The following is a 23,696-nucleotide window of genomic DNA, read 5'->3' on the forward strand; positions in this document are numbered from 1 at the left end:
ATCTGGCATGTCAAGCATCAAGACCGAACTCCCCTTCACCCTGCCGGTCGGCTATGTGGATTCCGACGGCACCCTGCATAAGCAGGGGGTGATGCGTCTGGCCACCGCCGCCGACGAGATCCTGCCGCTCAAGGATCACCGCGTCCAATCCAACCCCGCCTATCTGAGCATCATCGTCTTGTCGCGGGTCGTGGTCAGCCTGGGCACCCTGGACATGATCAACACCAAGGTGATCGAGGACCTGTTCGCCCAGGATTTCGAATACCTTCAGAGGTTCTTTAACCAGATCAACGGTTCTGTTGAGGAGGGTCAGTCCGACGGCGTGCCGGGAAAGTAGTTGTATCCGAGGCATCTGAACAGCTTTATACTGAGATAGCCTTCATTGCATACCACTTTCACTGGTCATTAGATGATATTCTTGCTATTGAGCATGGTGACCGGCGACGGTGGTGCGAGCAGATCAGCCGAATCAACAAGGCGATGAGCCCCGACGATCATAAATCCGGCATCAACCTGGACGATTGACCCCACCATGGCACCGACCGGTCCCGCCCAAGATCCCTTTCGCACCTTCCGCTTCGTGGTGGAGGTGGAGGGAATCCAGGTGGGTGGCTTCAGTTCGGTCAACGGCCTGCAATCCAAGATCGAGTACCACACCCAGCGGCAGGGCGGGGTCAACACCACCGAATACCGCCTGGGCGGTCAGGTCACCTATTCCGAACTGACCCTGGAAGCGGGGCTGACCCTGCAAGATCCCATGTGGACCTGGTACGAAGCCGCCACCAAAGGGCAGATCAAGCGCAAGAACGGAACCATTTCGCTCCAGGATGCCCAGGGCCAGCTGGGAGCATCGTGGAACTTCTTCAACGCCTGGCCGGTGGAATGGCAGGGCCCCGCGTTGGATGCCGCCCAAAGCCTGGTGGCCACCCAGCGTTTCGTGTTGGTTCACGAGGGGATCACCAAAAGCGGGGGCGATCGATGATCGCCGGCCGGACACTCCTGGTCCCCCGCGCTCTGCTGGCGGCCTTGTCCGTTCGCGCCGGCGGGTTGGACCGGCTGGACGGGCAGGGCGCTCCCCCCCTGACCGTGGTCCAGCCGCCCGCGTTTTCTCCGGCCATGGGGCGGGACTACCGGCTGCAGTTGCAGCACACCATTCACATGATCCTGCGCGGCCAGCTGCAGAAGATCGCCGCTTCCAGGCCGGCTCCACGGCCAGCCCCGCCGTCGGCGGCGCCGCCGCGCACCGTGGTCGAATTGCGCATCCATCGCCCCGGCGCGGGAACCGGACAGGTCAGCACCACTCTGACCAGTCCGGTCGCGGCCGCGTCGCGCTGGCAAGGGGACGTCGTCCGGTTGCTGACCCGTCTGACCGAGGTCAACCGCGAGGTCATCCCGCGCCAATCCCGGCCTCATCGCCTTCATCCGCCGGTCGCGCCCGGGGTGCCGCGCTTGCCCTCGCCCTGGTCCCGGCCGCCGTCGCGCATGCCCGCTCCCCTGTGGTTTTCCACCATCCGCGATGTGGGGGATTATCTGCTGCAGCGCAGTCGAACCCTGGCGCCGCCGGCGGTCCAGCATCGGGCCGGTCTTCTCTCCGACCGCCAGTCCCAGACCCGGCCTTGGACACCGCCGGCCGCAGGGCCTGCCGCCCGTCAGGCCACCTATCTGGTCCTGGCCGTGCCCGGGCAAAATTCCCAGGCCAACCCCATGGCCATCGGCCTGTCGCTCTATCAGCCGCGCCAGGGCACGCTTCTGGCCTATCGGCGCGCCGCCCGCTCCACCGGCCCGGAAATCCAGCAGCAGATCCACAAGATCACCCGTCACGTCCAAAGCCGGATCATCCATGACGTCAACCAGAGCCTGCCCTGGCGCGGCGAGTTGCGCGAAGCGCTGCGCTCGCCCGATTTGCTCCGGCTGCTGACCGATCAGATTTCGCGGGCGATTCATCGCCGTGACGGCGTCGATCGCTACCGTCGGGGGCAGTGATGCTGGAAAAGGCCAAGATCGTGGTGGAGTCCAGCCGCGAGGAAATCCCGGTGATGTACAACCCCACCGAGCTGTCGCTGAATCGGACGGTGGTGGTTCAGGGTGAAGGGTCCAACATCCAGTTCCAGCGCAGCAATGCCGACGACCTGGTGGTCACGCTGTTCTTCGACTCGTTCGATCAGGCGACCGACGTGCGCAAGTCCACCGACCGCATCGCCGCCCTGACCCTGCCCACCTATGGCACCGGCGTGCGCAAGGAGCCGCCGGTGGTGATCTTCACCTGGGCCGGCCCCCTGTTCACCGGGATCATCACCCGGCTGGAACAGAAATTCACCATGTTCCTGCCCTCGGGCATTCCGGTGCGGGCCGAGCTGACCGTCACCTTCAAGAACGTGCTGACCGAGCAGCAGGATCTGGAGGCGCGGGGATATTTCAATTGCCGCCAGCTGTGGACCGTGGCGGAAAACGACCGGCTGTATCTGATCGCCCAGACCACCTTGGGCGATTCCTCCCTCTGGCGGCTGATCGCCGCCGAGAACGACATCTATGATCCCCTGAACTTCCCTCGCCGCACCGATATCGGCCGGACCCTGGTGATCGTCGACACCCATGCCGATGATTTCGATCCCGCCGGTCCGGTCTACCGTCAGGCCAAGCGTTTCGGCGCCGAGGGAGGGGGCAATGCCTAAGGTTCAGACCGGGGGGATGACGATCCTGCGCGAGAAATCGCCCCTGCCCATGGCGCTGGTGGCCTCGATCGTGACCGTCGAGGTCCAGCACGAGATCAACCTGCCCGCCATGTTCAACTTCACCATGAACATGGTTTCGCCCTCCGGCAACTGGCAGGGGGCCAATCTGGACTATTTCAAGCCCGGCGACGAGATCACCATCAAGATGGGCATCGAGCGGCTGCAGACCTTGATCGTCGGCGAGATCACCGCCATCGAACCGCGCTTCGGCGAGTATTCCACCGCCACCATCCGTGGCTTCGACCGCATGCATCGCCTGCAATTCGGCACCAGTACCAAGGTGTTCGAAAATCTGTCCGACAACGACATCGTCATCCAGGTCGCCCGCTCTGCCGGCCTCTCCGTCAATGCCCAGGGCAGCGGGACCGAGATCAACGTCTATGTCCAGCAGCGCCAGCAGAACAACTACCAGTTTCTGCTGAAGCGGGCGGCGCAGATCAACCACGAGCTGCTGATGGACGGCACCACCTTGATCTTCCGCCCATCGGGCGAGGGCAAAAGCCCGGTCAAGACCCTGACCTTTCCCCGTGACCTGGACAGCATCGACCTGGATCTGCGCATCCCCACCCAAGGCAGCAGCGTCACGGTGCACAGTTTCGATCCCGCCACCAACAAGCCCATCAGCGCCACCTCGCGGTCCGGCAGCGTGCAGGAGCGCATGGGGGGCCGGGAAAACGGCTATCAGATGGCCGGTGATTTCCCGGATTCAGCCGTCTCGATCGAACAGCTGAGCATCACCAGCGTCGAGGCGTTGCAGGTGGTCGCCGATGCGCAATACCAGGCCAACCTGAACCGCTTCATCGAGGGCAGCGCCAGTCTGGTGGGCGATCCCGACCTGGTGGCCGGGTCCAATGTCAAGCTGAGCGGCCTCAGCCAGCGCTTCGACGGGATCTATTACATCGTCTCCAGCACCCACACCTACGGCGACACCCAGGGCTATGCCACCGATGTCCGTCTGAGGAGAAGCGGCGCATGAACACTCCCGCCATCGACCGCCCCCGGCTTCAGGACCTGGCCCTGGGCGTGACCGTCGCCCAAGTGTCCGCCACCAACGATCCCAAGGGCATGGGCCGTATCCGCGTCCGTTTCGTGGTCAGCGGCCAGACGATCGAATCCGATTGGCTCCAGATCATGAGCTTTTGCGCCGGCCCCGATTATGGCGCGTTCTTCCTGCCCCAGAATGGCGACAGCGCCCTGGTCGCCTTTGGCGACGGCAACCCCGACCAGCCCTATGTGCTGGGATTTCTGTGGAACGGGGTGCTGAAACCGCCGGTTCCCGACAAGCAGCAGCAGGACGTGCGCGAGATCAAGACCAAGAAGGGCAAGCTGCTGCTCTTCGACGATTCGTCCAGCGGTCAGCTCACCCTGATCGATGAAAAGCAGAACAAGGTCCAGATCGACACCGCCAACAACGCCATTACCGTCGACAGCCAGGGGGCCGTGACCATCAAGGCCAAGGGCAAGGTCACCATCACCGGCGAGTCCGTATCCATCGCCACCACATCCGGGTCGGTCAAGCTGGACATGAGCAGCGCCACCATGAAGCTCACCGGCGGCCAGAGCCTGAAGCTGTCCGCCACCATGATCGATCTGAACTGAGCCGCACCGCCAAGGGGAACGAACATGGGACTTCCTGCCGCCAAGCTGGGTGACAGCATCGTCAACGCCGCCGACATCCACATCGTCCTGGTGCCGTCTCCGGGGGGGCCGGTCCCCACGCCCCAACCCTTTCCCTTCAATGGCAAGATCACCATGAACACCAGCCCCACCGTGCGCATCAACAGCCGCCCCGCGGCCACCGTGGGGTCCATGGCCACCAATCTGCCGCCGCATATTCCCACCTCCGGCATGTTCCAGGTTCCTCCCACCAATCTGGGGCGGGTGGTGATGGGAAGCTTCACGGTGAAGATCAACGGCAAGGCCGCGGCACGGGCCACCGATTTCTGCGAGACCTGCCACGATATTCCTCCCGCCGGCCCCCAGGCTCCGCCGCCGCAGGTGGTGGTGACCGGTCTGGCCACCGTCCGGATCGGGTAGGGAGCCATGGCCGCTCCTCCGTCCACCACCGTCTCGGGAGGCGACTTTCTCGGCCGCGGCTGGGCCTTTCCGGTCATTCCGGTGGCCGGGACGCTTCCGTTCGCCGCCGATGACGTCGACATCCGTCAGGCGATCCTGATCATTTTGCAGACCGCGCCGGGAGAACGGGTGATGCGGCCCCAGTTCGGCTGTCGCATCAACGAACTGCTGTTCGCCGCCGGCAACGCCGCCACCAGCAGTCTGGCCCAGCTTTACGTCCGCCAGGCGCTGGAGCAATGGGAGCCGCGCATCCAAGTGGTGACGGTGACCGCCACCATCCCGCCGTCCGACCGCCAGTGCCTGAACATCTCGGTCGACTACCTGATCCGGGACCGCAACCGGCCGGACAACCTGGTCTATCCCTTCTTTCTTAAATAGGAGCCATCCCCATGACCGACACCAAGCCATCGCTTCGGGAGACGCTCGAGCGCCGCCTCGAGGAACTGAGACGCGAATACCGCACCGGTCAGGAGCAGATGACGGCGCTGGAACAGCGCCGCCGCGATCTGGAGGCCACCATGCTGCGTCTGGCCGGAGCGATCCAGGTGCTCGAGGAAACGGTCGCGCAGGAAGAGTGAGATGGCCGATCCGGTCCTGGATTTTCGGGATTTCGATACCTTCTACGACCAGTCGGTAACCCTGGCCAAAAGCTATTGCCAGGACTGGAGCCGCTACTGGCCCGAAAACCTGGATGCCACCGTCCCCCTGGATCCGGGACTGGTGATGCTGAAGCTGTTCTCCCTGATGGCCGGATACATGGCCGGCATGGAGAACGGCGTTCCCCATCAGCGCCGGCTGGCGCTGTACCAGTTTCTGGCCCAGCCGCTGCGCAGCCCGGTCCAGGCCCGCGCCGTGCTGTCCTTCGCCCTGCGCCAGGGCCAGCCGCCCCGGCTGGTCCCGGCCGAAAGCGCCGTGGTCAATTCCCCCGGTCAAAGCATCCGCTTCCAGACCGATCGCGATCTGATGGTGATTCCGGCCCAAATCATCGCCGTCCTGGCTCTGCTTCCGCCCCAGGATCAGTTCGTGGACGTCCTGGGGCTGTTGGGAGCGGGCCAGACCGCGCCCCTGTTCGTGGCCACCGAGACCGATCCGGCGGAACAGCCCCTGCCGCATTGGTTCCTGATGGGCGATTCCCTGCTGTTCAAACCCGACAGCGCGCTGCAGGGGCTGTCGGTGACCCTGACCGGTGCCCAGCTCTACCCGGAATTCTTCCAGCAATGGACCGACGGCGCGCTGACGCCGCTGAAATCCACCTGTGAGAGCAATTCCGAGTTCACCCGCCTGACCATCACCCTGACCGAGTTGCCCGCGGCCGCGCCGCGCTCTTTGGCCGAGGTGCAGGCAGAGCTTTACGGTGCCGGCGGACTGCCCCCCGGACAGCAGGATGCGCCTCCCGACGATGAACGGGGGTCGCCGCTCTATTGGCTGATGGTTCATCCCGGGCCGTTGATGCGCGTGGTCAAGGCGCTGTCGCGCCAGTTGCCGGTGATCACCGGAGCCACCTGCCGGCTGACCGGCGATGGAATCGGCGTGGACATGGCCGCCGATGGCACCCAGCAACTGGATATCGCCAACGGCGCCTATCCCTTCGGGCAGAGTCCGGCCCTCAATGACGCCTTCTATCTGCGCAGCGATTCCATCTTTGCCCGCCAGGGGGCGATGATCACCCTGACGCTGACGCTGCAGCCGGTCACCATCGACTACCCCGTCCAACTGCTGTGGCAGTACTGGGGCGATGGCCAATGGCAAAGCTTCAACGCGTCGCCGACCGATTGCAGCCAGCACCAGTTCCGCGACGACACCAACCAGCTGCGCGGCCAGTCCGGCCAGCCGGTGGGCACGGTTCAGTTCCTGTGCCCGACCATGACTCCCACCACCGTGGCCGGCGAGCAGGGGCTGTGGATTCGCGTGGTGATCGCCGAGGGGGGCTATGGCGCCATGGGCACCATCGTCACCCAGCCGGTGTCGGTGGTCATCAACGCGGTGCCCGACGAAATTCTTCTCCCCGAGCAGAAAGCGGCGGTCAGCACCTACCTCAACACCGTCGAGGGCGTGAATTTCTCCTATACCTACACGCCGTCCACCTATGATCCGCCCTTCATCGTCCGCGCCAGCCTGGGCTACGAGTACATAGCCCGTCCCAGCCAGTTCTGGACCTACAACAACTTCACCCTGACGCGCTTCCTGTTCCGGCCCTACAAGCCGGTGGACCTGAATTGCGCCAGCGTGTTGCTGGGGTTCGATCCGGCCGATTTCGCCCAGTCCTGCCTGGGGCGGACCTTGACCCTGTTTTTCGACATCGCCCAGGAGACCACGGCCACCGGGCCGGTCCCCACCTGGTGGAGCCATGACGGAGAGGCATGGCAACCGCTGTCGGTGGATGACGGAACCGATGGCCTGACCCGGTCGGGGATCGTCAGCTTCACCCTGCCGACCACCATGTCGGCCACCGTTCTGTTTTCGCAGACGGCCTTCTGGCTGCGCATCGACAACAGCCATCCATGGCGGACGGTGCGGATTGCCGCCCTGGCGCCCAACAGCGTCAGCGCGGGAAACCGCACCCATGTGATCGACGACGTCTTGGGGTCGAGCACCGAGCGCCCGTCGCAGAGTTTCCAGTTCTCCTACAGCCCGGTGCTGGCCGGACAGGTGGTGACGGTGACCGAGCCGCGCAGCCTGGCCCCGGTGGATCAGAGCGCGGCGGTGGCCGAACGGTCCCAGGCCCTGTTTGCCGCCTCCAGCCTGGCCGAGGACGACAGCGCCCAGGGCGCCAGCGACGCCCAGCCGGTAACCCGGGTCTGGACCATGGTCGAGACCTTCGCCTATTGCGGCCCGGGCGACCGGGCTTACATCCTCGACAGCGCCAACGGACTGATCACCTTCGGCGATGGCCGCAACGGCATGATTCCGCCGGGCGGCCACAACAATATCGTCGCCACCTACGACACCACCCAGGGACTGGCCGGAAATGTCCCGGCCGGGACGCTGACGGTGCTCAAGCCCTCCATCGCCGACATCTCGGCGGTGACCAATCCGGCGCCCGCCCGGGGAGGGGTGGATGGCGACACCGTGGATCATGTGGATCGGACCGGCCCCGCCGTGCTGAAGGCCAACAACCGGGTGGTGCAGCTGTCTGATTTCGGCCCCCTGGCCGCCGAGGCCTCGCCCCAGGTGTGCCGGGCTCGGGCGACCGACAGCCCCGGCCACGGAATTCGGCTGAGCGTTCTGGCGCAGGCGGCCACGCCGCAGCCCTATGCCGATCCGGCCTTGCTCACCCTGGTGCAGACCTATGTGCGCCAGCGCTGTCTGGCGCCCCTGGCCGGCGGCATCGAGGCGACCAATCCCGATTACCGCACCGTGGACGTGATGGCCCAGGTCAAGAGCACCTGCCCCTCGGACCAGCGCAATGCGGTGCAGGACCAGCTGGTCCAACTGCTGACCGATTTTCTGCAGCCGGTTCTGGGGGGGACGGACGGGGAGGGCTGGGCCTTTGGAGAAGCGGTCACGGCCGCCGCCATCGATCGCGCCCTGCGTCGCAGTCCTCTGGTGGAGAGTGTCCTGGCCCTGACCGTCGACGGCCGCGACAACGGCAGCGTGGTCATGACTCCGACCCAGGTGGCGGCGGCGGGCGCCATCAGCGTGCTGGTCTACGGAGCCTAGACCGGACATGGCCTTCGAACTGCCCAACCTCGACACCGTCTCCGCCCAGCAGCTGCTGGCCGAGCTGATGCGGCGCATCCCCATGTTCACGCCGCTCTGGACCGATTTCAACGAATCCGATCCCGGCATCACCGTGCTGGAGATGCTGTGCTGGGTGGGCGAATCCCTCCTGTACCAGACCAACGCCATTCCGCTCGAGACCTGGCAGAACATGCTGCGGCTGTGCCTGGGGCTGGCCAACAGTACCGACACCACCGACTATTCCGTCGCGGCGGTGAAGCAGAACGATTTCGCCTTTCTGGCGCTGCAGGCCGTGCTGGCCCGGATGGAGCAGGGCGCGCCCCTGGATCGCGAGGCGCTGCAGGCGGCGGTGCTGACCTTTCGGCGCGCGCCCTATCTGGCCCTGACCGGCCCGGACGTGGAGCAACTGGCCATGGAAACCAACCAGGTCATCGCCCAGCAGCCCCCGGTCAAGCCACCTCCGGCGCTGGTGCGGCGGGCCGATGCCCTGGTCGATGACCAGCAGACCGTCGTCCATATTCTGGACGATGCCACGCCCGTCTATCAGCGCCCATCCTGCGCCAATCCCAAGGCTCCCGACGCCCAGGGCGGCCTGCGCAACCTGCTGATGCTGCAGCCGGCCGGTGCCTCCGCCACGGCGGCGCTGACCAAGCTGCTGGCGACGGTCACCACCTATCTGGCGCCCCGGGTGCTGCTGGGAAACCGGGTCAGCGTGGTGGGAGCGACCTTGACCCCCATCACCATGACGGTCCGGGTGGTGTGCCAGCCCCATGCCCGGGCCAGCGTGGTGCTGGCGGCCCTGTCCTCGGCCCTGTTCGACTTCTTTCAACCCGGAGCCGACTGGGTTTACGACCAGCCGCCCTCCGTGGCCAACCTGCGCCATCTGATCGCCGCCATTCCCGGAGTGCAGACCCTGGCCCGGATGGATTTGAGCTATGCCCCCACGGCGATCTTGTCGAAGACGGCGCAACTGGGCGCCACCACCCTGATCGCCGATCTGCCTCAGACTCCTCCGGCGATGATCTATGCCGGGCTGCCCTTGCTGCGTTGTCTTGATCTGTTCGCCCAGGAAGTCGGATCATGAGCCTGGGACCGGGCCAGTTCCTGCGCTACCTGCCGGCGATCTACAATCGTCAGAACGACCCCTTCATGGGGCAGTTCGTCAGCATCTTTCAGAAGATTCTGACCGGGCTGGATGACAGCCAGCTGTCGGGGCGCAAGGGGATCCAGCAACTGCTGGCGGCCGAGGTGGTGGGCAATCTGTTCTATCCGCGTTTCAGCTTTCTGTTCCCCGGCGACCAGACCACCTTCATTCCCCCCATTTCCGGCGCCACCGCCGCGGTGCGGACAGCGCTCCTGACCGAGTTCAACAGCTATATCGACGTCCCGGTGGTGACCGCGCCGGTCAATGCCGCCACCAGTCCCGCGCCCCCTCCGCCGGACGCGTTGAGCGCGTTCCAGGACTGGCTGAACCGGTTTCTGGCGTGGCTGGGGGCGATGGTCGACCTGACCGTCGAGGAAACCTGGGATATCGACAAGCGCCGCACGGTCATCGCCCGGATCATGGCGCTCTATCGGCTGCGGGGGACGCCGCAGGGACTGGGCTTTCTGGTCAATCTGCTGCTGGATCTTCCCCTGACGGTGACCTACGTGACCATGGACCGCGACGGCGGCACCGTTACCCACACCGGCCAGGTCACGGTCACCGTGCTCAATCCCCAGCCGCCCGGGGTGAGCGTGACCGACACCGTGAAGCCCGGCGCCACCTTCATGGTGCAGGACACCGCCACCCAGGTCATGCCGCTGGTTTCGGGCTACGCGCCCTGGCGGTTCGACGTGACGGTGGTTCTGCCCACCGCCGCCGATCCGGCCTTCGTTCTGACCGCCCAGGCGATCCAGACCGTCCTGGTGCTGATCGGAAAGCTGCGCCTGCTGTTGGACGCGGCCAAGCCGGCCGGCACCTTCTACCGTCTGACGGTCCACCCCGGCATCGAACTCAATGACCAGGCGCCACCGCTCCTGGGCCAAAACACCCTTCTCGGCAGCTAGGATGCGCCCATGGTAACGCCCGTCATTCCCAACACCTTCGCCTGTCGCCCCATCTATTCCGACGGCATGTTCCTGACCAGCGGGATCATGGCCGAGGAGCAGAACTACTTCATCAACTGGATCACCCTGCAGACCCAGCTGCTCTATACCGGCGGCATCCTGACCGGGCTGACCTGCAGCGCCGTCGGCGGCAACACCATCATGGTGGCCACCGGGGCGGGCCTGGACGAGGCCGGCAATTTCCTGATCGTGCCCAGCGGCGGGATCACTTACACGGTTCCCGTCACGCAAGCCTCGCCCAGCTACATCTATCTGTTCATGCCGTCGCCGCCCGCGCCCTCGCCGTCGGTCACCACCTTCAACGCCGCGGCCCAGGTGGGTCTGACCACCGGAACGCCGTTGGCCGGACTGGTGGTGGGGCAGGTCACCCTGGACAACAACGGCGTCGTCACCTCGGTCGTCAGCATCCCTTCGCCGGTGCGCAGCCGCCTGGCCGGAGGAACTCCCTCCACCCCGACCCTGATGACCGATTCCATGACCGCGGGAGTATCCGCCAACAGCTTGCCGTTGGAAGGAAACGTCTCGGTTCCCGGTTCCGCGCTGGCCAAGGCCGGTCAATCCATCACCCAGACGGTGTCCTTCCGTCCCGATGGAATTCCGGCCTTCACCGGACCGCCCCGCGTGTTCATCACCGCCTTGGGGTCACGGCCCCTGGCCACGTCGGTGGCGGCCATCACCACCAGCCAGTTCGCCCTGACCGTGGCCGCCGTCACCGCGGCCACGGATGCGGAAAAAGCCGAGGCGGTCTCGCTTCATTGGCTGGCATTGTTGTGAACGGAAGCCCACTCATGACCGATCGCCCCCCTGTCGCCCGCCCCAATTATTTCGCGGGGGAAGCCCTGCTGACCGACGATTTCCAGTGCGAGCAGCGCTATCACATGGAAATGCTGGCCGTCCTCAATCGGGGTTTGCACACCTATGGCATCGCCAGCGGTCTGCAGGTCTATTGGCAGACCGGCAGCCAGTCGCGCCAGGTCAGGGTCGGAGCCGGCATGGCCATCAATGGGCTGGGGCAGGAGATCGTCCTGACCGAGCCCCAGGTGGTGGTGATGGAGGATGCCGAGCCGGGCGCCATGTATTTCCTGACGATCGCCTATTACGACGCCTACGCCGATTTCACCACGACGGGCGGCGTTCCCGGCTTCAAGCGTATCGTTCAGCAGCCCTTGCTGGCCTATTCGCGCACCATGACCGACGAGGCGCTGAACATTTTGCTGGCGGTGGTCAATTTCTCGTCGCAGGGAACCATCAATACCCTCAGCTACAAGGCGGGGCGGTACGAGCGGCGCTATGTCTCGGGGCGCTTCGGAACCCTTGACCTGGTGACCGAGGGCAGCGGCATCGGAGCCACTTTGCTGCCCCTGGGCGACCGCAGCGTCGTCGACGTCACCACCGTGTCGCTGAGCGCCCGTCGCGAGACCGACGGCAACGGCAATTACCTGGAGGTCGAGGCGGACCGCGCCCAATTCCAGGGGCAGCTGACGACCAGGGGCAATCTGGGCATCGGCCTCGATCATCCGCAGGCCAATCTCCAGGTGTCGTCGATCATGTTCGAGGGCAAGGGGACCTTGACCTCCAATGGAACCCTGCTGACCCTGAGCGATCCCATCTCGCCGCCGCTTCAGCCCGGGGACGCCATTGCTCCGACCATTTCCCTGAGCGCCAAGCAACCGGTGCCGCCCATCGTCAGAATTGCGGCGCTGACCGATAATCCCAACCAATACCAGCTGGACACGCCCTTCACGCCCAATCTGACCACGCCTCATTCTTATTCCTATGTGCGCTGGGCTCTGGCCCGTTTCTCCTCGCCCTTGGGGCTGGATCTGTCCCAGAGCGTCGACCTGCTGAAGATCGATCGCGACGGCTCCATCGGCCTGGGGGTTCCGTCCCAGCCCAAAGGCACGACGACACAGGGACTGAATGCCCTGACCATCTCCAGGGACCGTCGCGTCGGCATCGGCCTTGCCGACAAGTTCCTGAGCCAGGCCAGCCTGGAAGTCGCGGGAGAGATTCAGGCCGGCTCGCTGACGGTCGAGGGGCAGGTCGTGGCCGGGGGAACGGTCAAGGCCCAATCGTTCGAAGGCAATGGGTCGAAGCTGGCGAACCTGCCCATTCTCAGCTACTGGACCAAGGTCGACGTGGCCGCCGCCAACAGCGCGATCTATTACGCCGCGGGCAATGTGGGCATCAAACAGCAATCGCCCAGCGCCTCCCTGACCGTGGGCAGCGGTTCCGCCTTCGTCGGCTACGGCCTGGTCACCCTCAAATCCGCGGCGGGAGGGACCGGAGGCACCGGCACGCCCGCCGCGACGACCACCTATACGCTGAGCGGCTCCCAGACCCAGTTCCTGTCGCAGGTCAACAAGGGTGACTTCATCACCGTCGGCATCCTGGATCACATGTACTGCCAGGTCGTCCAGGTCATCAGCGACACCGAGCTGGTCCTCGACAAGCAATTGCCCCAGCGCGTCATCGACAGCGACTATCAGGTCAACGTCAACCCCACTGACACCGGCGCTACTCCTCCCTCCGGGACGGGCACCATCACCAGCAACGGCACCCGAATCCAGGGGGCCAAGACCAAATTCCTGACCGAGGCCAAGCAGGGAAGTTACCTGGGCATTCCCCAGGTGAACCCCATCAAGGGCGCCGAAATTGGCTGCCGGGTCCAGTCGGTGGACTCTCAGGCCCAGGTGACCCTGGTGGCGGCCTCGGACATGGGCAAGTACAAGGCCAACCTGTCGGCCTATATGGTTCGGCCCAGTCTGATCGGACAGTTTGTGGACACCAGCGGCATGGTGTCCGACGACAAGGCCACGGCGATGCTGGTGGTCGCCAACGGCCCGCAGCCGATAGGCAGCGCCGATTGCATCAACACCGTGGCGATCAATACGCCCCTAAGCGCAGTCAGCAGCCAATACGCGCTGCAGGTCACCGGGGCCACCAATTTCTCCGGCGAAGCGCATTTCGATCAATTGTCGGTCGACACCCTGACGGTTTCCGAAACCGCGACCATCGGCGGCAGCCAGACTCCCGCCAACACACCGGCATTGCAGATTGCCGGCGGTCCGCTCCAGGTGGAGACCGACGCGACGGTGACCGGGGCGGTCACGGCCGGCGCCCTGGCGGCGGATCAGATGACGGTGCCCGGCCTTGCCACCAGCAATCAGGGGCTGGTGACCTTGACCGGAATGGTGCAGGCCCTGGGCGCGCCCACCCCATACTCCCAGGCCGACATGACGGCCCACGACACCAAGGACGAATATATCCGGATCTTCAGCCAATCCACCCCGGTCTCCACGGACGGGGTGGTGATCGCCAATATCGGCATCTTCCAGCAGCAGGTGCCGCAATATGCCGGTCTGCTGGAAGGCACCACGTCGGGCGGCGTCACCTTGTATGCCACCTCGGCGACGGTTCGCTACACCATCGCTTCCAGCAAGAAAGGGGGCGACGTCACCGTCACCCTGCCGGTCTTGGGGACGCTGGTCCTGCCGGTCCGCAAGGGGGAGACCTGGACCCTGACGCTGATGGGGGCTCCGCCGGTGCCGTTGGCCAATGTCACCTTCTACTGGTGGCCGCTGGGAGGGCAGGCGGCGGCGGCGGCTCCGGCGCTATACGACGCCTCCGCCGCGCCCCCCCATCCTTTCCAGAGCAATCTGGCCGGCATGATGTCGGGTCTGTCCGGCACCTATTCCATCCAGGCGGCGGAGCAGGCGATCCGGTCGCGGGTGGAGGATCTGACCCAGGTTCTGGGCGACGCCACCAAGATGAGCGCCGACGCCCGGGATCGTCAGACCTTCGTCGATCAATTGCAAAAAATCGTCTGCTCGGCCCAGCCTCCCGGCACGCCGGTGGACAACAGCGTGGAGGATGGCGATCTCGACGCCCTGATCGCCACCTTCGCCAAGACCACGGGCAAGACCTTCGATGATGCCCAGAAGAAGATGCTCGAGGATGGCGTTCGCGCCCTGATCGCTATCAATGCCACCCCGGGCAGCCGCCGCGATCTGAGCCTGATCGACAAGAACATCCAGACGTTTCTCGGCAATATGGAAACGGTGCTGGGACAGCCGTTCACCGCCAAGCAGAACCGCGTGCTCAAGAAGGCCCTGTCGCGGCTGGTGGGGGATGGCACCCAGGAGGTGGGCGGCGAGACCGACACTCGGGAGGCGACCTGAGCATGGAGGTCACCCGTCTGCCCCTGTTGAGCGACCAGGCCTGCCTCGACTGGAGCTGCCGGGTGCTGCTGCTGCGCCGCCATTGGACCCGGCGTCATCCGGTGGTGCCGTTCTTCACCTTGGGGCGGGCGGCCTATCTGGACCGGAACAAGGGGAGCCATGACAGCCAAGACGCCAACCGGCTGCTGCGCCGCCATTTCGGCGATCTGCTCGAAGCGGCGCGTGCGGGTCTCGCCCGCCACCTGGGCCAGCCGACCGAACTGGTCGACACCCAGGCGGCTCTGCCCGGCTTTCATATCTACCAGCCTCATCCGGCGTTCGGTTTGCCGGTCGCCAGCCTGCATTGCGATCTGCAGCATCGTGATGCCTTTCCCCAATACCTGGACCCGGTGCCGCCGCTGCTGACCTTCACCCTGCCCATCAGCCTGCCTCCCGAGGCTGGGCTGACGGTGATGGAGGGAGAGGATGCCCGTTTCCTGCCCTACCGTGAGGGCGAGATGGTGATTCACGATGGCCAGAGTCCCCATCGGGCGGTGCTGGCCTGCACCGGCATGTGCGACGAGCGCATCACCCTCCAGGGGCACGGCCTGTTCGTCGACCACCGCTGGCTGCTGTATTGGTGAGGGAGGGGCTCGTGATGTCTCCGGCACCCGCTCAACTGCCCCACTGCGCGGTTCTCAGCGGCCACTTTCCGCAGATTCTGGCGGAATGTCGGGCCTTGCCCGACGATGACTTCGTCCCCTGGCCGGAAACGGCGCTTTATACCCGCGGCTGGGTGGTGCATGGACTGGTGGTCCAGGGACGGGAGGTTCTCGAGAACTGCCTGTTCTGCCCCCGAACCACCATGATGTTGCGGACCCTGCCGGGGCTGGTCAATGCCGGGTTTTCGCGTCTGCTGCCGGGGACGCGTATTCTTCCCCACCAGGGCTATACCGACCAGGTGTGGCGGGTGCATCTGGGACTGGAGGTTCCGCCGGGCTGCGGCCTTAAGGTCGGCGGCGACACCCTGTCGTGGCAGGCCGGGCAGTGCCTGGCTTTCGACGATACGGTGATGCACGAAGCCTGGAACCTTGGCAGCCAGCCCCGCACCGTGCTGCTGGTGGACATTTCGAAATCGGCCTGTCCGTCCGGGGATGCCTTGCCATGAGCGATCCGGAAGCGTTTTCCGAGGTGGAGGAGTTTCTGGGCGCGCTTGCCGCCTGGGGCAATCTGGTGCTGGAGCAGGCCCTCAGAGCCGTGACCGAGACCGGAGGCAACGATCCGCTGGAGCGTCTGGCCCGGGCCGCCGGCCCATCCGATCAGGACCTGACCGAGCGGATCGAAGCGGGATGGACCTCGTTGCGCCGACGCTCGGCGGCAACCATGGAGGCCGGGCACTTCATTCCCTGGATTCATCTGTCGTCGCTGTTTCAGTTGGATCGGGCGGAGCAGACCATCTTGCTGCTGGCCCTGCTGCCGTCGCTGGATCAGCGGTACGGCGCCGTTCTGGCTCAGCTGGGGGGAGCTGAGAATGCGGGCTACCTGCCCTTGCGGACCTTCGCCGCCGTCGTGGGGCGGCCGGTGGCCCATCGGGCCTTGGCCGCCGACGCGCCGCTGCGCCAGTGGGAGTTTCTCGAGAGCGCGCCGGATGCGGCCGCCCATTCCGTCACGCCCTTCGCGCCGGATCTGCGCCTGTCGCCGTTGATCGCGGCCTATCTGCGGGCCGAGGCCGCGCCCCAGCCGCACCTCGACCATCCCTTGGAGACATTGGCTCCGGCGCCTGCCCTGGACCAGTTGCCGCTGATGACCGCTACGCGCTCCGCCATGGAGCGCCTGCTGTCCCTGTGGCAGGCCCCCGATTCCCATCCTCGGGGTTTTGTCCTGCTGGCCCAGGGACAGGACAAGGTCCTGCTGGAACAGCTCTGTTCCGCCAGCCTGGCCGAAGTGGGGCTGACCGGGCTGCGCGTGGATGGGCGCGAATTGCTGCGCATGGCCCAGGACGGCCGCCCGCTCGACGCGGTGCTGGGCCGTCTGCGGGTCTTGTGCCGTGACGCCTTGCTGTGCAACCACGCCCTGGTGCTGGACAACAGCCAGTGGCTGATCCGCGAGCAGGATGACGAGTCGCTGTTGCAGGCGGTGCTGCAGACCATTCTGGCCAGTCAGCGTCAGACCGCGGTGATCAACGGCCCGGTGTCACGGCTGACGGCGCAGATCCTGGGCTTTGCCGCCCATCCGGTGCTGCCGGCGGTGATCCGGCTCGAGCCGCCCGATGCCGCGCTGCGTCTGGCGGTCTGGCAGGCCCACTGCGCCGCCCAGGGCTTGACGGTGGCTTCCGAGGTAGTGGATCGGCTGGCGGAGACGGCGCCCCTGTCGGCGCACCAGATCGAGATGGCGGTCCGGGACGCCGCCAGCCGGGCGGTCCTGACCGACCAGCCGGTGGACACCCTGCTGGCCCAGGCCGCCCACGATCAGGGCCAGTCCAGCGGACTGAGCGTGGCCCAGGAGGTGAGGAGCCGCTATCGTTTCGACGACATCGTCCTGGCCGCCACCACCCGCCAGGCCCTCGACCTGATCCTGGTCCAGGTGCGCCAACGCCATCGGGTGATCGATCAATGGGGGTTCGACGCCCTGACCGACAATCCCCTGGGCCTGTGCGTCCTGTTCCATGGTCCCTCGGGGACCGGCAAGACCATGGCCGCTTCGGTCATCGCCAACGAGCTGGGGCTCAGCCTTTACAAGGTCGATCTGTCCAGCGTGCTCAGCAAATATATCGGCGAGACCGAGAAGCATCTGGCCCAGCTGTTCGATCAGGCCGAGGCCATGAACGTGGTGCTGTTCTTCGACGAGGCGGAAAGCCTGTTCGCCCGGCGCACCGAAACCAAGGACTCTCACGATCGCTACGCCAATCTGCAGACCGGCTACCTGCTGCAGCGGGTCGAGCGCTATGCCGGGACGGTGATCCTGTCGACCAATCTTCTCAAGAACCTCGACCAGGCGTTCACGCGGCGCTTCCGCTTCATCATCGAGTTTCCCTTTCCCGGTCCCGAGGAACGGCTGCGGCTGTGGCAAAAGGCCTTTCCGGCGGCGGCACCCATGGATCCCGGGGTGGTTCTGGCGCCACTGGCCGAGGCCCTGGCCCTCAGCGGCGGCAACATCAAGAGTGTCGCCCTGGCCGCCGCCTTCCAGGCCGCCAGCCAGGATCAGCCCATCACTATGGACCATATCCGGTACGCCTGCGAATGCGAATACGAGAAAATAGGGAAAATTTTCCCCGGTTTCGAGCTTATCGGTGATGATTAGCAAGCAAATTATGCATGGACTCAGTCATAGTATTGACTAATAATTGTCAGATACCGCCGGGGGGCCGCCGATGTTCGCCTATGCCACCAGATCGCCGGTTTCGGCCGCGCCGCCCGCGGTTTCCGCCGCGCCGCCCGCGGTTTCGGCCGCGCCGGGTGCCACCGCCATGGGAAGCTATCGCTACTCCGGCGCATCGGTCATCCAGCGGGTTGCCGTCAAGAAGAAGACCAGGAAGAGCGCGGCCAAGGTCAACAAGCACCGGGCGGGCCGCTGGTTTTCCGAGTATGACCCGTTTACCGTCCATGCCACCCAGGCGGGGGCCACGGCCTACCACAAGACCTTCGCGGGCAAGGGGCTCCCCAAGCGGTATTCGCGGGTTCCCACCTTCTACACCTACACCCACACCAAGCCGGGCAATCAGTTGACGCGGGCCAAGCAGGGGCCGCACACGGTGGCCCACCGCGTGACCATGGCCGCCCTGATCAAGGCCAAGGCCAAGGCTGATGCCCAGGCCCTGTTCAACAGCCAAGTCCCGGCACCGGGGACCCTCAAGACCCTGATCGCCGCCGAGGCGCCGCCGACGGGCTATTCGACGCAAATCGCGGCTAGAATCGCCCGGCTCGAGGCCGATTACGCCGCCGATTACGCTTATGTTCAGATCGAACTCCTCAAGGCCTTGCCGGACATGATCGGGGTTCGCGACGCCATCAACAGGCTGATGAACATGCACCCGTTCGCCACATCGGGGTGGAAGAGCACGGGGAGCGCTTCCGGGGGCAAGCTGGCCGGGAAGGGGGAGGGCAAGCCCAATCCCACCTTCAAGGATCTGGTCGATCCCCCCAGCACCGCATTCAGGGGGGCGGCTGACTACAACGCCTTCATCGGCGATCGCCAGACCCTGTTCAACCAGGTCAAGACCTTTCTCTGACCCGTCCCGCCGGAGATCGCCATGCCTATTGCCCCCGCCGTCCACGCGCTCCCCCAGGCTCCACTGCAACGCCGGACCGCAACGAGTGAGACCGGCGTCGGCGCGGTTGCCTTCGGCGATTACCGCTATGACGCCGCGCCGATTCAGCGCAAGACGGTGATCCAGTACGGCAAGCTGCAGGACTTCACCTTTGCCTGGGGCAACAAGACCAAGGCGGAGCGGGCCAGCGGCGAGGTCGCCACCAGCATGCATGCCGAGCTGGACCCGCTTGATCCGGCCGTGGGAACCGATACCGGCGGCTCCGATGCTTTCGACACCCTGTTCCAGGCCCTGCAGGCGCATACCTCGACCACCTGGGTGCGGGGCCATCTGCTCAATCACGACCTGGGTGGCCGGGCCATCTACAACAATCTGTTCCCCATCACCACGGCCGCCAATGGCGAGCACTATCAGGAGGTGGAGAAGAACGTCAAACACTGGGTCGGCGAGGGCTGCTCGGTCACCTATGACGTCGATGCGGTCCAATCCGATGTCGGCGTGGGCAATCCCGACGGCGCCTTCGTCTGCGAGGCGGAAGTGACCAAGGATCCGCTCGCCAGCGGGCTGTCGGGAGAAAAAATCCGCAAGGTGATCGTCTCCCACGGCACCAACAAGGCCTCGACGGTGCGGACCTTCGAGAACAAGAACGACATGGACGTCGAGAAATATTCCGGGGTGCTTCACGGCAAGGGAAATACGGTCATGCGCGACGCCTATGGCTCTCTGAGCAAGGACCCCGCTTGGGAGCATGACAGCGGAAGCTCCGGCGTCAACAACGTCTATATCACCAAGCCAAAGGATCTTGGTCGCATCAATTACGATAATTGGAGCATGGGCAAGGGCAAGAGCATTGCCGGACTTGATTACGACTATAACTTCAGCGTCCCGCAGTTTAAGAAATACTTCTAGGCGTCACCACATGGTTTCGGCTTTCGCCTCGCCCCTCTGCCCCTCCCGCACCGCCCCCGGGCCGGCGTGGCCGGTTCCCGCCGCCCCGGCCCTTGGCCTGACGCGGGGCTTTGGCGGCTACCGCTATGGCGCGGCGCCCATACAACGGGTCACTACCATCCAGTATGGTCCGTTGCAGAATTTTACCTACAGATGGAGCCCGGCGCTGGCCGACAGCGTGACCGCGCAGGTGGGGTCGCGGATGCATGCCGAACTGGACCCCGCCAATCCCCCGCCCCAGGGGAGCGACACCAACAGCTCGACCGCCTTTGACCCCCTGTTCCGGGCTTTGAAGGACCATCCCACCCCGGGAACCGGAACCACCAACTGGGTTCGCGGACATCTGCTCAACCACGATCTGGGCGGGACGGCCAATTTCAGCAACCTGTTCCCCCTCACCGGCAACGCCAACGGCGAACACAAGGACGAGGTGGAACTGCCGATCAAGCACTGGATCGACCAGGGGGCGGAGGTCACCTATGACGTCCAGGCGGTTCAGGAGCAGCCGGCCACCGGCAGTCCCGACGGCGCCTTCATCTGCTCGGCCAATGTCACCCAGGCCAATGGGTCGGGGCTGGGGGGCAAGGCCATCCGCAAGGTGATCTATTCCCACGGCAAGGACCGGGCCAATACCACCCGAGAGTTCAATGGCGCCCCGGATCAGGCCCCGAATCTCTACAGTGGCGTCCAGATCGGCGCGGGCAACAATACCTTTCGAAATGATCCTCATGGCCATGGGTGGGGCCATCGGCACGGCAACATGGCCGACAATGCCGCAATCGCCGCCACCGCCCTGGCCGACATCGATACCAGCACCTGGGACAATGGCGGCAATCAGGTCGTCGGCAGCGGCCTGACCTATGGCGCCAATTTCGGCCAGGCTCAACTGGATGCCTTCCGTGGCATCGGAGGCCAGGCTCAACCGAATGGCGGGGGAGGGATGAGCACCGCCATGAAGATCCTTCTGGCCCTGATCACCGTCCTGGGAGCCGGCGCCGTGTTCCTGCTGTTGAAGAGCCTCGGCGGCTCTGGAGACGCCGAGGCGGGGAACCTCGATCTATGACCCTGAAACACGCCCCCGGCCCCGATCGTTCCGCCGAAGCGCAGCTCCAGGCCTCCGCGTCTCCAGCCCCCGCTCTGGCGGTTCCCTTCTCGCCGCGCCTGCACTACGCGTCCAGTCCGCTGCAGCGCCGCGCCGACCGCAATGGCATCTCGGCGCGGGAGAATGCCGCCATCCACCATCTGTCCGGCGGCCAGGTGAATCTGCATGCCATGGGAGCCAGCATCCAGCGGGTCTCGGGCGACGATCCCCGGCTGACCGCCGTCGGGGCCAGGTCCTACGCCCAGGGCAGCCACGCCCTGATCAGCAGCGACCGTGACCGTGGACATGAATTGTGGCACATGGCTCAGCAGGCCATGGGACAGGTGACGGCGAACGCCTCGGTGGGCGGGCAGCCCCTCAACACCCAGGACCATCTGGAGCGCGATGCCGACCGCATGAGCGCGCACATCGCCGCATTCAGCGGAGCTGATTGACCGTCGGTAACCCGCCGCATCAGGGCTAGGTTCTTCTCCGTCTCGCCCTGATTCCTGCGCTTCGACATCTCTGATCTCCTCGTCGTTGGGGATCAGCAAACATAAGTTCGTAGCTTCCACCAGTGTCCGATTTCCGGGGAGTAGCTCAGAGTGATTTGGCTCCTGACCCGCCTCAGCCCCCTGAAGCGCTTGCCGCACATAAGCGTTTCATAAACGTCTTTCCCAGAACTCCGTCTCGAATTTTGATGGCCTTCGGCGCGATGGTTGGATCAGTCAATCCCTCCCTCGCTCCGGAGACCGGTCATGGTCGAGTTCCTGTTCATCGCCGCCAATCTGTCCATGTTCGGGGTGCTGCACCTGCTGGTGCGGGCCTGCGAGCGCATGTGACGGAGGCATCCATGCACGGCAACGACCTTCTAGGCTATCTTATCGGTGTCGTCATGGTGTTCGGCCTGGCCGGCTACCTGGCCTATGTGCTGACTCGTCCCGACAAGTTCTAGGATTTTCGGCCATGGATGCGCACGGCGTTCTCCAGTTCCTGCTGTTTCTCGCCCTGGTTTTGGCGTTGACGCCGATCCTGGGCCGTTTCATGACTTGGCTGTTCCAGGCGCCCGTGGGGCGGGTTGAGGACGGCTTCTACCGCCTGCTCGGCATCGACCCCACCCGGGAGCAGGGCTGGGCGGCCTATGCCGTGTCGCTGCTGATCTTCCATTTGCTGGCAGTCTTCGGCCTCTACGCCCTCCAGCGCTTCCAGGGAATGCTGCCGCTCAATCCCGCCGGCCAGGGGGCGGTGCCGCCGGACCTAGCTTTCAATACCGCCATCAGCTTCGCCACCAACACCAACTGGCAGAATTACGGTGGCGAGAGCACTATGAGCCATCTCACCCAGATGGCCGGGCTGACCGTCCACAACTTCCTGTCAGCGGCGGCGGGTATCGCGGTGGCGGTGGCGCTGATGCGCGGCTTCGCTCGCCACTCCACCCGCACTGTGGGTAATTTCTACGTGGACATCACCCGGGTCACCCTCGGTCTGCTGCTGCCTCTTTGCCTGGTGGGCGCCCTGGTGCTGGTGGGCCAAGGCGTGCCGCAGAACTTCGACGCCCCGGTGACCGTTACCACCCTGGAAGGCGTTTCCCAGGTCATCGCCCAGGGGCCGGTGGCCAGCCAGATGATGATCAAGCACCTGGGCACCAATGGCGGCGGCTTCTTCAACGCCAACGCCGCGCATCCCTACGAGAACCCCAACGCCTTGGTGAATCTGATCCACATGCTGGCGATCTTCGCCATCGGCGCGGCGCTGACCAACACCTTCGGCCGCATGGCCGGCGACCGGCGCCAGGGCTGGGCGCTGCTGGGCGCCATGGCGGCGCTGTTCCTGGCCGGGCTGGGGGCCGCCTGGTGGGCCGAGGCCCAGGGCAATCCGGTGCTGGGCGGCATTGCCAACATGGAAGGCAAGGAGGTGCGGTTGGGCGTTGCCGCCTCGATGCTGTTTGCCGTCGTCACAACCGTCACCTCGTGCGGCGCGGTCAACGCCATGCACGATTCGCTGCTGCCGCTGGCCGGTATGATCCCCATGGTGAACATGCTGCTGGGCGAGGTGGTTGTGGGCGGCGTCGGTTCAGGCCTCTACGGCATGGTGGTGTTCGCCCTGCTCACCGTCTTCATCGCCGGATTGATGGTCGGGCGGACCCCGGAATACCTGGGCAAGAAGATCGAAGCCCGCGAGATCAAGCTGGCGGTGATCGCCATCCTGGCGACGCCGGTGGCAGTGCTGGGGATCGGCGGGTTGGCCATCACCCTGCCCATGGGCCAGGCGGGCATCGCCGCCGCCGGGCCCCACGGGCTGTCGGAAGTGCTCTACGCCTTCGCCTCGGCCGGCAACAACAACGGCTCGGCCTTCGGCGGGCTGTCGGGCAACACGATCTTCTACAACGCCACCATGGCCGCTGCCATGATGATCGGGCGCTTCGTCGTCATGATCCCGGTGCTGGCCATTGCCGGCGCACTGGCCGCCAAGATGGCGGTGCCCGCCTCGGCCGGCACCTTTCCCACCCATGGGTGGCTGTTTGTCGTCCTGCTGGTCGGCATCGTCCTGGTGGTGGGCGGGCTGACCTACTTCCCCGTCCTCGTCCTCGGCCCGGTGGTCGAGCATCTGGCGCTTAGCGCCGGTATCCTGTTCTAGAGGCC

General features: G+C 65.3%; 24 protein-coding genes and 1 pseudogene. All 25 read left to right on the top strand.

The genetic code is table 11. The features are described from left to right. The first annotated feature begins 7 nt into the window (after positions 1 to 7). The 25 genes and pseudogenes from AMB_RS09535 (at position 8) to kdpA (ending at position 23,691) form a co-directional block, all read left to right on the top strand. Positions 8 to 337, top strand: coding sequence for a hypothetical protein (locus AMB_RS09535; RefSeq protein ID WP_011384291.1), 330 nt, complete (start codon positions 8 to 10; stop codon positions 335 to 337). Between the two features lie 26 nt (positions 338 to 363). Further along, a pseudogene (locus tag AMB_RS26985) lies at positions 364 to 525 on the top strand (DUF6760 family protein); the annotation flags it as partial. Positions 526 to 532: 7 nt separating this feature from the next. Further along, entirely contained in the window at positions 533 to 982 is a 450-nt protein-coding gene (locus tag AMB_RS09540) for a phage tail protein (RefSeq protein WP_043744050.1), read from the top strand. Continuing rightward, entirely contained in the window at positions 979 to 1,983 is a 1,005-nt protein-coding gene (locus AMB_RS09545; protein ID WP_011384294.1) for a hypothetical protein, read from the top strand. Before AMB_RS09540 ends, AMB_RS09545 begins: the two co-directional genes overlap by 4 nt. Next, positions 1,983 to 2,672 carry a hypothetical protein gene (locus AMB_RS09550; protein ID WP_011384295.1) on the top strand — a complete coding sequence of 230 codons (690 nt, stop codon included), beginning with the start codon at positions 1,983 to 1,985 and terminating at the stop codon, positions 2,670 to 2,672. Before AMB_RS09545 ends, AMB_RS09550 begins: the two co-directional genes overlap by 1 nt. Then, complete coding sequence (locus AMB_RS09555) at positions 2,665 to 3,708, top strand: phage late control D family protein (RefSeq protein WP_011384296.1); 1,044 nt, start codon at positions 2,665 to 2,667, stop codon at positions 3,706 to 3,708. Before AMB_RS09550 ends, AMB_RS09555 begins: the two co-directional genes overlap by 8 nt. After that, positions 3,705 to 4,331: a phage baseplate assembly protein V gene (locus AMB_RS09560; RefSeq protein WP_011384297.1), complete on the top strand. Its 627-nt coding sequence runs from the start codon at positions 3,705 to 3,707 to the stop codon at positions 4,329 to 4,331. Before AMB_RS09555 ends, AMB_RS09560 begins: the two co-directional genes overlap by 4 nt. Before the next feature lie 24 nt (positions 4,332 to 4,355). Then, positions 4,356 to 4,769, top strand: coding sequence for a PAAR domain-containing protein (locus AMB_RS09565; protein ID WP_011384298.1), 414 nt, complete (start codon positions 4,356 to 4,358; stop codon positions 4,767 to 4,769). A 6-nt stretch (positions 4,770 to 4,775) separates the two neighbouring features. Further along, complete coding sequence (locus AMB_RS09570; RefSeq protein ID WP_011384299.1) at positions 4,776 to 5,186, top strand: GPW/gp25 family protein; 411 nt, start codon at positions 4,776 to 4,778, stop codon at positions 5,184 to 5,186. Between the two features lie 11 nt (positions 5,187 to 5,197). Next, positions 5,198 to 5,386 carry a hypothetical protein gene (locus tag AMB_RS09575; protein ID WP_011384300.1) on the top strand — a complete coding sequence of 63 codons (189 nt, stop codon included), beginning with the start codon at positions 5,198 to 5,200 and terminating at the stop codon, positions 5,384 to 5,386. Position 5,387: 1 nt separating this feature from the next. Beyond that, positions 5,388 to 8,468, top strand: coding sequence for a putative baseplate assembly protein (locus tag AMB_RS09580; protein WP_011384301.1), 3,081 nt, complete (start codon positions 5,388 to 5,390; stop codon positions 8,466 to 8,468). Between the two features lie 7 nt (positions 8,469 to 8,475). Then, positions 8,476 to 9,573, top strand: coding sequence for a hypothetical protein (locus AMB_RS09585; RefSeq protein ID WP_011384302.1), 1,098 nt, complete (start codon positions 8,476 to 8,478; stop codon positions 9,571 to 9,573). Then, positions 9,570 to 10,538 carry a phage tail protein gene (locus tag AMB_RS09590; RefSeq protein WP_011384303.1) on the top strand — a complete coding sequence of 323 codons (969 nt, stop codon included), beginning with the start codon at positions 9,570 to 9,572 and terminating at the stop codon, positions 10,536 to 10,538. The genes AMB_RS09585 and AMB_RS09590 overlap by 4 nt, the downstream gene beginning before the upstream one ends. Positions 10,539 to 10,547: 9 nt before the next feature. After that, the gene (locus AMB_RS09595) at positions 10,548 to 11,372 is read left to right on the top strand and encodes a hypothetical protein (RefSeq protein WP_011384304.1); all 825 of its coding nucleotides are present in this window, start codon (positions 10,548 to 10,550) and stop codon (positions 11,370 to 11,372) included. Positions 11,373 to 11,386: 14 nt separating this feature from the next. Continuing rightward, entirely contained in the window at positions 11,387 to 14,779 is a 3,393-nt protein-coding gene (locus AMB_RS24355; RefSeq protein WP_050750678.1) for a hypothetical protein, read from the top strand. 2 nt (positions 14,780 to 14,781) lie between these two features. Then, positions 14,782 to 15,402 (top strand): hypothetical protein, encoded by a 621-nt coding sequence (locus AMB_RS09605; RefSeq protein ID WP_011384306.1) that lies wholly within the window; start codon positions 14,782 to 14,784, stop codon positions 15,400 to 15,402. Positions 15,403 to 15,416: 14 nt separating this feature from the next. Continuing rightward, positions 15,417 to 15,926, top strand: coding sequence for an aspartyl/asparaginyl beta-hydroxylase domain-containing protein (locus AMB_RS09610; protein WP_148207367.1), 510 nt, complete (start codon positions 15,417 to 15,419; stop codon positions 15,924 to 15,926). Then, positions 15,923 to 18,058, top strand: a complete 2,136-nt coding sequence (locus AMB_RS09615) for an ATP-binding protein (protein WP_011384308.1) — start codon at positions 15,923 to 15,925, stop codon at positions 18,056 to 18,058. Before AMB_RS09610 ends, AMB_RS09615 begins: the two co-directional genes overlap by 4 nt. A 70-nt stretch (positions 18,059 to 18,128) precedes the next feature. After that, positions 18,129 to 18,986: a hypothetical protein gene (locus AMB_RS09620; RefSeq protein ID WP_011384309.1), complete on the top strand. Its 858-nt coding sequence runs from the start codon at positions 18,129 to 18,131 to the stop codon at positions 18,984 to 18,986. A 21-nt stretch (positions 18,987 to 19,007) separates the two neighbouring features. Then, a complete protein-coding gene (locus AMB_RS09625; RefSeq protein ID WP_011384310.1) occupies positions 19,008 to 19,934 on the top strand; it encodes a hypothetical protein in 927 nt (308 codons plus the stop codon). 10 nt (positions 19,935 to 19,944) lie between these two features. After that, positions 19,945 to 21,036, top strand: a complete 1,092-nt coding sequence (locus AMB_RS09630) for a hypothetical protein (RefSeq protein WP_011384311.1) — start codon at positions 19,945 to 19,947, stop codon at positions 21,034 to 21,036. Beyond that, positions 21,033 to 21,509, top strand: coding sequence for a hypothetical protein (locus AMB_RS09635; RefSeq protein WP_011384312.1), 477 nt, complete (start codon positions 21,033 to 21,035; stop codon positions 21,507 to 21,509). Before AMB_RS09630 ends, AMB_RS09635 begins: the two co-directional genes overlap by 4 nt. 264 nt (positions 21,510 to 21,773) lie before the next feature. Beyond that, positions 21,774 to 21,896 carry a hypothetical protein gene (locus tag AMB_RS26755; RefSeq protein ID WP_269446064.1) on the top strand — a complete coding sequence of 41 codons (123 nt, stop codon included), beginning with the start codon at positions 21,774 to 21,776 and terminating at the stop codon, positions 21,894 to 21,896. Beyond that, a complete protein-coding gene (kdpF, locus tag AMB_RS25655; protein ID WP_158303957.1) occupies positions 21,893 to 22,009 on the top strand; it encodes a K(+)-transporting ATPase subunit F in 117 nt (38 codons plus the stop codon). Before AMB_RS26755 ends, kdpF begins: the two co-directional genes overlap by 4 nt. Before the next feature lie 11 nt (positions 22,010 to 22,020). After that, complete coding sequence (gene kdpA, locus AMB_RS09640) at positions 22,021 to 23,691, top strand: potassium-transporting ATPase subunit KdpA (RefSeq protein ID WP_011384314.1); 1,671 nt, start codon at positions 22,021 to 22,023, stop codon at positions 23,689 to 23,691. Positions 23,692 to 23,696 lie beyond the last annotated feature (5 nt).

This window comes from Paramagnetospirillum magneticum AMB-1 (assembly GCF_000009985.1).
Classification (GTDB): Bacteria; Pseudomonadota; Alphaproteobacteria; order Rhodospirillales; family Magnetospirillaceae; genus Phaeospirillum; species Phaeospirillum magneticum.